Below are 8,384 nucleotides of genomic sequence, written 5' to 3'. Positions count from 1 at the left end.
CCACCTGTTGCCACCAAATCACCCCCCCCCGGGGGGGCCCCCCCCCCCGGGGGGGGGGGGGGGGGGGCCCCCCCCCCCCCCCCCCGGGCCCAAGGCCGCCAAGGCCTGGCGGCGGCAGCCGCGGGCCTGCGGGCGCGGGAGCTCCTCCTGTGCGGCGGCGTGCGGTGGATGGTTAGGGGGCGTGGGTGGTGATAAGGAAATAGACCCATTCGCCTTTGAAATCAGCATGGTCTGCGCGGGCTGCGGCCACCTGCGCGCGCAGGAATTCCAGATAGGCGGGCGCCGGTTCGCTGAGGGGCCGGGTGCCTTCGTACAGCGGATGTGAGGCCGCGAAAGCAACGGCGATTTCCTGACCAAATGGCGGCGCGACGGTGATTTGCAATCCGGGGTCTCCAGCCGCCTTGGCACCAACACGCAGGGCGGTTTTGGGGGCAGCTTCAGCCAGCGGCACCAGCGCGTTTGGCGACAGGTGCAGCACCGCGCCGCCGGCGTCGAAATAATCCACATAGACATAGGCCGGATAGTCCGGCGCGGTGAGGTCGAAGAACAGACGCTCGCCGCCGGAATAGTCGAGCACCCGGGCATGGGCATCGTCCCCCAGCAGCAGCGGATTGGTGATCTGATCCGTGCTTTGCGGCAGGCCGACATTGGAAATCCCCGCCAGTGCACCGCATTGCGGGCGCGGCAGCAGGCGCATCTGGTCTGAGACGGTGATATCGGTGCCCATTTGCGTTTGGAGAGCGGCGAGAACCGGGCTGCGCAAGCCGTCTTCGGGCAGGTGCCCGCGGACTTCCAGCGTTGCGGTTTCCGGCACAAAGGCGACCTGCAGGCGGGCGCAGGGCACCGCACTCAGGATGCCGGAGACACCGTCGCGCAGCGGATCGCCTTGGGCGGCGGCATCGCCGGGCTGCATGAAGCTTTGGAAGGCGGCGAGGGAGACCGGATCAATGTCGCCAGCGCCACCCTGAAACGCCAGCGCGGCCTTGATGCGGGGGGCGTCGGGACGGGCGGCGGGGGTCTGCTGGGGGTTGGGTGCCGCGCCGGGCAGGGGGGAGGTTTGGGGCTGCGCCTGGGGGCTGGGCTGGCTGGCGGGTGCTGTTTGCGGCAGGGGGGCCGTGTCTGGCTGCGCGACTGGTGCGGATGTCAACGGGGCGGCGGCATTGGGCAGCGGCGCAGCCGCGGGAGCGGCGCTGGCAAGCCTGTTGGCGGGTGCCTGGGCTGGAGCGGCGGCGGCAGCTTTGGCTGCCGCGGGTTTCAGGCTGTCAGCAGCAGGAGCTTTGGGCCGGGCTCTGGACCGGGGAATGCTGCCAGCGGCGAGACCTTGGGTTTGGCCTTTGCTTTCAAAGGCTTCCTCGCCTTCTGCCACCTGCGAGATGGCCGCTGTCCTTGGGATGCGATGGGATTGCAGGCTGAGGCTGCTTTCCGGTGTCGGCTGCTGCAGCAGCGGGTCCGGGGCGAGGGAAATCAGCAGCGCGCCGGCGCCGGCCGCGTGGACCAGGGCAGAGGCCGCAAGCCCCAGTGCCCATATGGCCGGTGCGCGCGTCATCCCTCTGTTTCCGGAGTGACCACCAGCACCACATCGGTGAACCCCAGCGCCTCGCCCTGGGCGACCAGCGGCAGCACGTTGCGCAGCTCTGCCGAGCGGTGGGCATTGATGCGCAGGCGCAAGGCAGGGTCGTCCGCCAAGAGGGCGGAAAGGGCAGAGGGGAGGGCGCTGCGGGCGATGGTCTCGCCATCAAGGGCCAGCTCTCCGGTGGCTGAGACCGCCAGTGTGATGCCGCCTGCGGGCATATCGCGGCCGGTGACGGCGGTGGCGGGGCGCACATCGAAGGGGGCGGTGGCGTCCATCCGGCCGATCAGCATGAAAAACACCAAGAGGAAGAACACCACATCGATCAGCGCGATGATGGTTTCCGAATGGGGGGGGCGGGCCGGACGGTTGAGTTTCATTGCGCTGCCTCCAGTCGCAGGACACGCAGGCGGGTGACGCCGGCCAGTGCGGCCACGTCCATCACCGTGATCAGGGCCTGGGTCTGTGCGGCGCCGGAGGGGAGGATGACGACTTGGGTCAAAGGGTCGTTCGCCACCGCAGCGGAAAGGGTGGCTTGGAGGCTGTCTGCATCCAATGTGGTGCCGCGCAGCACTGGCACGCCATCGGCGCCGAGGCGGATCATCAGGGTGGCTGCCGGGGCTTGGGTGGCGCCCGTTGTCGTGGTTTCGGAGGGTTTGACAGCCGGGATCATGTCGAGGTTCAGATAGGTGGAAGTCACCATGAAGAACACCAAGAGGATCAGCATGACATCGATCATCGGCACCAGTGAGATCAGGGCGCGGGGTCGTGCTGGGCGGTTGATGTTCATAGGAGGAGCCGTTCGGTTCCACAATTGGGTTCATGCCCGGCCCCGAGGGGGGGCGTTTTCACGCCCGCCCTGGGGGGCCGGGCCGGGCGTGAACCGGGCCGCAGGCGGCCCGGGATGTTTATGATGCGAAGGAAGCGCATGCGTCAGCGCGACCCGTTGATCAGCAGCAGGCGGCCAGCGGCGCTTTCGATGGCTTGGGCGGCGGCGTCGATGCGGGCCGCAAACAGGCCTGCCGCGACGGCGGCGGGGATCGCGACCAGCAGCCCTGCAGCGGTGGTCAGCAGCGCCTGCCAGATACCGCCTGCGAGCACCGAGGCATTGGCCGCACCCTGCGCCAGTTCCAGTTCCTGAAACGACTGGATCATGCCCAGGACAGTGCCAAGGAGGCCCAGGAGGGGTGAGACCATGGCGATGAGTTCCAAAAGCCGGATGAGGGCGTTCATGCGGCTGACTTCCTCATTGCCGCGGCGCTGCAGCTCATCTTGCAGCAGCGGACCGCGCAGGCCTTCCTGCAGCGCCTGCATGGCATAGGCCATGACCCGGTCGGCGGGGGATTTGCCGCCTGCGATGCTGTCCTGCGCCTGTTTGCGGTCGCCGTTCTTCCATTGGGCCAGCGCCTGTTCGCGGCCGCTGGAACCAGAGCGCACCGGCCAGAGCTGGACCAGTTTGACGGCAATCACCGTCAGCGACAGAAGCGACATCAGCGCCAGGATCACAATCACTGGCCCACCGGTGCCGAGGAATTCCCAGGTGCTGCTCATGGCCTATTTCACCAGCGGTGCGGCGGCGCGGGAGCCAAGTTCCAGGATCGGGAAGCAGTCCATCTGGTCCTCGTTCTGGGGCTGGCAGGAGGTGACATCATGCAGCAGGATTTCAGAGATGTTGCCGCAGGAAATCTCTGGGATCTCAAACAGTTTCAGGGTGGTGCGCTGGACGGGCAGGGGGGCGGCGTCGATCGACAGCAGGCGGTCGATCACCCCCTGGCCGTCGAGAATAGCCAGCGACATTTCAAACCCTTCAAAACTTTTGCCGGTCTGATTGCGAAACAGGAAGAAGGCGCGGCAGCCGCCGCCGTCGATTTCTTCGGTCTTGTTCAGCTCAACGCGGAGCGGGCCAGTGTCCGCGGCAGCCGCGATTGGCAGGCAGCAGAGCATGGCGAGGGCACAAAGCAGGCGTTTGAGGGGCATCACTGTCTCCGGGTTCCGGTTTGTCGTTGCCAGCCCGCGGGGTGCGGATTGGGTCTTGGGATCAGACCAATGAGGTGAGCGCCTTTTCGATCTTGTCCATGGCGTCGCGGGCCGAGTCCAGGTCGCGGCGTTTCAGGTGGCGGGCGGCCACATGCAGGGCGCGGCCCAGCCGGTCGCGGGCGTTGCCCGGGGCGCGGGCGACATTGGCCTGCAGCGACTGGGCGCGTTTGACCTGGGCGCCAAGCGAGCGCTGATCCATCTCGCGCTGGCCGCGTTTCATTGACTTGGCTTCATCCTCGCGGTCGGCGCCGATCCGGGCCACCGCGCGTTCGATCACCACGATCATCGTCTCGGCCTCCTGCAGGCGGCCGTCGTTGATCAGGCCGACGGATTTGGCCAGCGCGCGTTTCAGTTTCAGCTCCAGGGGGCCGGGCGCCAGGCCGATGCGCGGCTGAATCCGTTTCAGCCGCCGTTTCAGCGGAGCGATGGCCTTGGGGTCGATGTCGGAGGCGGAAATGTCAGAGACGTCTTTCTCGGCCACCACGCTTTCGGAGGTTTCAGGTTTGAGACTGTCCAGCAGGTTGCCGCCGTCGTCATAAAACAGCACATTGACCTTGGCAGGATTGCGTTTGAAGAACTTTTTGAGCTCTGTGATCATCCTCTGCGGGGCGCTTTCGCAGATCATCTCCATGTCGCCGTAGCGTACAACATAGGTGCCCCAGGCCATGGGCGGGCCACCGCCTGCTTTTTTCATCGGCGTCTTCAGAGTTTCCGGTTTTTTGCCCGGCTGGATCATCAGCAGCGGGTCCTTGCTGGCATCCAGGCAGAAAGCGAAACTCATTCGCTTCTTGGCGCCCTCCCGGATCATCTCTTTGACTTCTTTGCCAGAAATACGATCAATACTCATCATTCAGCCATAGTTGAAAGCTTGGAAAAGGTTTGACATTAGGATGGCGATAAGGCTCTCTTGGGGTCAAGTTATTGTTTGAGGATTCCGCGGGTTTAACCACCAGGCTCGAAAAGAGTGGCTTCCGCTTTACGTAGCGTTACCAGATCCGGTACGCAGCCAAAAGAGAATGCACCCAGGGGGGCGAGAGACGATGGATCCTGCAGTATTGCTGCAATCCAAAGGGGATGATGCCCCTAGCGGAGAAAATCTGGAATACGACCCGGCGTTCACCGAAATGGAGCTGGCGGCCCAGCCGGGGGAAGAATCGGTTGTGGGCAACGAGACAATCGAAGCCACCGATCCCGACTACCGCGAAGTTCAGAAAAAAGCCCTGGAAGTGCTGGAGCGCAGCCACGATCTGCGGGCGGCGGTGTTTCTGGGAGATGCGCTGCTGCATTCCGAGGGCCTGCCCGGTTTTGCCGATGTGACCACCTATATCCGTGGCTGCCTGGAAGAGTTCTGGGAGACCTGCCATCCGGAGCTGGATGAGGACGACGGCGATCCGACGATGCGGATCAATGCCATTCAGGATCTATGCGGCCAGCCGGACGGGATGGCGGGGCCGTCGCCCCTGTATCGCTCGCTGCGCCGGGCACCGCTGAGCGAGAGCCGTGGGTTCGGCCGGTTCTGCCTGCGCGACATCGAAATCGCCGAAGGGGTGATGATGGCGCCGGAGAACATGGAGCATGTTCCGGACAGTGCCACCATCGGAGCGGCATTTCAGGACAGCGACCAGGAGGTTGTGGCGGCGCGGCTGGCGGCCGCAAAGACGGCGGAAGAAAACGTTCGGGCGATCTCTGCCGTTTTTGACGAGCAGACACCGGGGCAGGGGCCGGATCTGAGCGCGCTGATCAAGCTGCTGCAGCAGATCGGCAAGCGGATTGGCAGCTATGCCAGTATGAGCACCGAAGATGAGGCCGATGAGGACGAAGCAGCAGAAGCCGACGCGGAAGACGGCGGTGCTGCGGTGCAGGCCGGCGGCGGCCGTCCGGTGGCCTCTGCGCCGGGGGCGATCAACTCGCCCGCGGATGTGTCCAATACGCTGGACCGCATCATCAGCTATTACCGGCGGGCAGAACCATCAAGCCCGCTGCCGATCCTGCTGGAGCGGTGCAAACGGCTGGTGGGGGCCGACTTCCTCACCATTATGAATGATATGGCGCCGCAAGGGGTGGATAATGTGCACCTTATTGGCGGCATCGAAGACGACGACGACTGACGGACACGGACGTTCAAGCGGTGGAACCCGCTGCTGCATCCGTGAAAGCAAGACGAGCAAGGAGACCTAGATGGCCGGAAGTTCACAGAAATTCATTGCCCGCAACCGGGCACCAAGGGTCCAGATCGAATATGACGTGGAGCTGTACGGCGCCGAGAAGAAGGTGCAATTGCCCTTCGTGATGGGCGTGATGAGCGACCTGGTGGGCAAATCCGAAGTGGAGCAGCCCGCGGTTGCGGATCGCAAGTTCCTGGAAATCGACGTGGACAACTTCGATGACCGGATGAAGTCGATGGCGCCGCGCGCGGCCTTCACCGTGCCAAACACGCTGACCGGCGAGGGCAACCTGGCGGTGGACATCACATTCGACAGCATGGACGATTTCAAACCGGCGGCGATTGCAGCCAAGGTTGCGCCGCTGCGCGAGCTGCTGGAAGCGCGTAACCAGCTGTCGAATCTGATGACCTATATGGACGGCAAGACCGGTGCAGAGGATCTGATCTCCAAGATCATTCAGGACCCGAGCCTGCTGAAGACCCTGGCGGCACAGCCGAAACCTGGCGGCGACGCCGAGAGCGAAGAATAAGAGGGGAGGCAAAGATGGCTGAAGAAGAACTCCAGGCGGAAGCCGCTGCTGGTGAAACCGCCTTTGGCTCTGCCGAATTTGCGAGCCTGTTGCAGAAAGAATTCCGCCCCAAGTCGGATCAGGCCAAGACGGCGGTTGAAAGCGCGGTCAAGACCCTGGCCGAGCAGGCGCTGGCGAACACGGCCCTGATTTCCGACGACGCTCTGCGCTCAATCGAGAGCATCGTGGCGGCGATTGACGAGAAGCTGACCGAGCAGGTCAACCTGATCCTGCACAACGAGGAATTCCAGCAGCTGGAAAGCGCTTGGCGAGGCCTGCACTATCTGGTCAACAATACCGAGACCGATGAGCAGCTGAAAATCCGGGTGATGCCGATCACCAAGAAGGAAATGTCGAAGACCCTGAAGAAATTCAAGGGCACGGCATGGGACCAGTCGCCGATCTTCAAGAAGATCTATACCGAGGAATTTAGCCAGCTGGGCGGTGAACCCTATGGTTCCCTGGTGGCCGACTATCACTTTGACCATTCGCCGCCGGACATCGAGCTCTTGGGCGAGATGTCCAAGATCGCCGCGGCGGCGCATGCGCCGCTGATCACCGGCGCCAAGCCGACGCTGTTCCAGATGGACAGCTGGTCGGAACTGTCGAACCCGCGCGATCTGACCAAGATCTTCCAGACCCCGGAATATGCCGCCTGGCGGTCCCTGCGGGACAGCGAAGATGCGAAATATGTGGGGCTGGCGATGCCGCGGTTCCTGGGCCGTCTGCCCTATGGCTCCAAGACCGACCCGGTTGAGGAGTTCGCGTTCGAGGAAGACACAGCCGGTGCCGGCAGCGAGAAATACGGCTGGGTCAACGCCGCATATGGTATGGCGGTGAACATCACCCGGTCGTTCAAGATGTACGGCTGGTGCTCGCGCATCCGTGGGGTCGAAAGCGGTGGTACGCTGGAAAACCTGCCCAGCCACACCTTCCCGACCACCGATGGCGGCGTTGATCAGAAATGCCCGACCGAGATTGCCATTGATGACCGGCGCGAGGCGGAACTGGCGAAGAACGGAATGATGCCGCTGATCCACCGCAAGAACACTGATGTTGCGACCTTTATGGGTGCGCAGTCGCTGCACAAGCCGGCCGAATATGACGACCCGGACGCAACCGCCAACGCCAATCTGGGCGCGCGGCTGCCGTATCTGTTCGCCACCTGCCGGTTCGCGCACTATCTCAAGTGTATGGTGCGGGATAAAGTCGGCTCGTTCAAAAGCCGTCAGGACATGGAGTCCTGGCTGCAGGAATGGATCAACAACTATGTTGATTTCAACGCGGACATCTCTTCGGAGAACCAGAAGGCGCGCAAACCTCTGGCCGCAGCCGAAGTGGTTGTGGAAGAGGTCGAGGGCAACCCGGGGTATTACACCTCGAAATTCTTCCTGCGCCCGCATTACCAGTTGGAGGGGCTTTCGGTCTCGCTTCGTCTGGTGTCCAAACTGCCCTCGGAAAAGGGAGGCTAATTTCCACTCCAACGCCTCCTCCTGACCGAAACGACACGCAAATCAATTATGAAAGGATACAGCTATGGCTGCTAACATGTTCATCGAAATTAAGGATATTAAAGGCGACTCGACTGTTACCGGTTTTGAAAAAATGATCGTCATCCAGTCTGCAAGCTGGAATGTCGAACGCGCAGTGGAAATGACCGATCTGGGCTCCACTCAGCGTATGCATGCGAACTCGAACTTCGGGAAAATTGAAGTGACGTCGCAAATGGGCAAGGCATCGAACGATCTGGCGCTTGCTGTGGCAAATGGCACCGTACGCCCGGAAATCAAGATGTACTGGTGCCGTTCCGGTGAAAGTGCATCGGAAGGCCTGCAGGCTTATTCGACCTGGACATTGAAGGATGTTGTGATCGACAGCTATTCGATCTCTTCCAGCGAAGACGGCATTCCGGAAGAAACCTGGTCCATGGCTTATGCCTCAATCATCCACGAGTACAAGGCAACCGACCAGAAATCCGGCAAGCTCACTGCACAGAAGCCGAACTTTACCTGGAACGTACAGACCGGCAAGGTCGAGTAAACCA

10 protein-coding genes are annotated in these 8,384 nt (G+C 62.7%); 4 read left to right on the top strand and 6 right to left on the bottom strand.

Annotated elements, in window-relative coordinates:
- Positions 1-172: 172 nt before the first annotated feature.
- The 6 genes from ACP151_RS13850 to ACP151_RS13825 all read right to left on the bottom strand — a co-directional run bounded on the left by ACP151_RS13850 (position 173) and on the right by ACP151_RS13825 (position 4,457).
- Positions 173-1,546, bottom strand: coding sequence for a DUF4384 domain-containing protein (locus ACP151_RS13850; RefSeq protein WP_424979492.1), 1,374 nt, complete (start codon positions 1,544-1,546; stop codon positions 173-175).
- A complete protein-coding gene (locus ACP151_RS13845) occupies positions 1,543-1,950 on the bottom strand; it encodes an ExbD/TolR family protein (protein ID WP_424979491.1) in 408 nt (135 codons plus the stop codon). The genes ACP151_RS13850 and ACP151_RS13845 overlap by 4 nt, the downstream gene beginning before the upstream one ends.
- A complete protein-coding gene (locus ACP151_RS13840) occupies positions 1,947-2,360 on the bottom strand; it encodes an ExbD/TolR family protein (protein WP_424979490.1) in 414 nt (137 codons plus the stop codon). The genes ACP151_RS13845 and ACP151_RS13840 overlap by 4 nt, the downstream gene beginning before the upstream one ends.
- Positions 2,361-2,503: 143 nt before the next feature.
- Entirely contained in the window at positions 2,504-3,121 is a 618-nt protein-coding gene (locus ACP151_RS13835) for a MotA/TolQ/ExbB proton channel family protein (protein WP_424979489.1), read from the bottom strand.
- A 3-nt stretch (positions 3,122-3,124) separates the two neighbouring features.
- Positions 3,125-3,547: a hypothetical protein gene (locus ACP151_RS13830; protein WP_424979488.1), complete on the bottom strand. Its 423-nt coding sequence runs from the start codon at positions 3,545-3,547 to the stop codon at positions 3,125-3,127.
- 61 nt (positions 3,548-3,608) lie between these two features.
- Positions 3,609-4,457 carry a hypothetical protein gene (locus ACP151_RS13825; protein ID WP_424979487.1) on the bottom strand — a complete coding sequence of 283 codons (849 nt, stop codon included), beginning with the start codon at positions 4,455-4,457 and terminating at the stop codon, positions 3,609-3,611.
- Between the two features lie 190 nt (positions 4,458-4,647).
- Here ACP151_RS13825 and tssA point away from each other — a divergent pair, with 190 nt between their 5' ends.
- From tssA to ACP151_RS13805, 4 genes are all read left to right on the top strand, one after another.
- Positions 4,648-5,715, top strand: a complete 1,068-nt coding sequence (gene tssA, locus ACP151_RS13820) for a type VI secretion system protein TssA (protein WP_424979486.1) — start codon at positions 4,648-4,650, stop codon at positions 5,713-5,715.
- A gap of 70 nt (positions 5,716-5,785) precedes the next feature.
- The gene (gene tssB / locus ACP151_RS13815; RefSeq protein WP_424979485.1) at positions 5,786-6,301 is read left to right on the top strand and encodes a type VI secretion system contractile sheath small subunit; all 516 of its coding nucleotides are present in this window, start codon (positions 5,786-5,788) and stop codon (positions 6,299-6,301) included.
- A gap of 14 nt (positions 6,302-6,315) precedes the next feature.
- A complete protein-coding gene (tssC, locus tag ACP151_RS13810) occupies positions 6,316-7,812 on the top strand; it encodes a type VI secretion system contractile sheath large subunit (RefSeq protein WP_424979484.1) in 1,497 nt (498 codons plus the stop codon).
- A gap of 64 nt (positions 7,813-7,876) precedes the next feature.
- A complete protein-coding gene (locus ACP151_RS13805; RefSeq protein WP_424979483.1) occupies positions 7,877-8,380 on the top strand; it encodes an Hcp family type VI secretion system effector in 504 nt (167 codons plus the stop codon).
- The last annotated feature ends 4 nt before the right edge of the window (positions 8,381-8,384 follow it).

Source organism: Leisingera sp. S232 (assembly GCF_049800895.1).
Classification (GTDB): Bacteria; Pseudomonadota; Alphaproteobacteria; order Rhodobacterales; family Rhodobacteraceae; genus Leisingera.
The sequence above is the reverse complement of the archived record's forward strand: the minus strand, read 5'-3'. Positions and strand labels throughout refer to the sequence as shown.

Coding starts and splice junctions, on each gene's coding strand:
- ACP151_RS13850 (WP_424979492.1), bottom strand. CDS start 1,546: ATGACGCGCGCACCGGCCATATGGGCACTGGGGCTTGCGGCCTCTGCC.
- ACP151_RS13845 (WP_424979491.1), bottom strand. CDS start 1,950: ATGAAACTCAACCGTCCGGCCCGCCCCCCCCATTCGGAAACCATCATC.
- ACP151_RS13840 (WP_424979490.1), bottom strand. CDS start 2,360: ATGAACATCAACCGCCCAGCACGACCCCGCGCCCTGATCTCACTGGTG.
- ACP151_RS13835 (WP_424979489.1), bottom strand. CDS start 3,121: ATGAGCAGCACCTGGGAATTCCTCGGCACCGGTGGGCCAGTGATTGTG.
- ACP151_RS13830 (WP_424979488.1), bottom strand. CDS start 3,547: ATGCCCCTCAAACGCCTGCTTTGTGCCCTCGCCATGCTCTGCTGCCTG.
- ACP151_RS13825 (WP_424979487.1), bottom strand. CDS start 4,457: ATGATGAGTATTGATCGTATTTCTGGCAAAGAAGTCAAAGAGATGATC.
- tssA (WP_424979486.1), top strand. CDS start 4,648: ATGGATCCTGCAGTATTGCTGCAATCCAAAGGGGATGATGCCCCTAGC.
- tssB (WP_424979485.1), top strand. CDS start 5,786: ATGGCCGGAAGTTCACAGAAATTCATTGCCCGCAACCGGGCACCAAGG.
- tssC (WP_424979484.1), top strand. CDS start 6,316: ATGGCTGAAGAAGAACTCCAGGCGGAAGCCGCTGCTGGTGAAACCGCC.
- ACP151_RS13805 (WP_424979483.1), top strand. CDS start 7,877: ATGGCTGCTAACATGTTCATCGAAATTAAGGATATTAAAGGCGACTCG.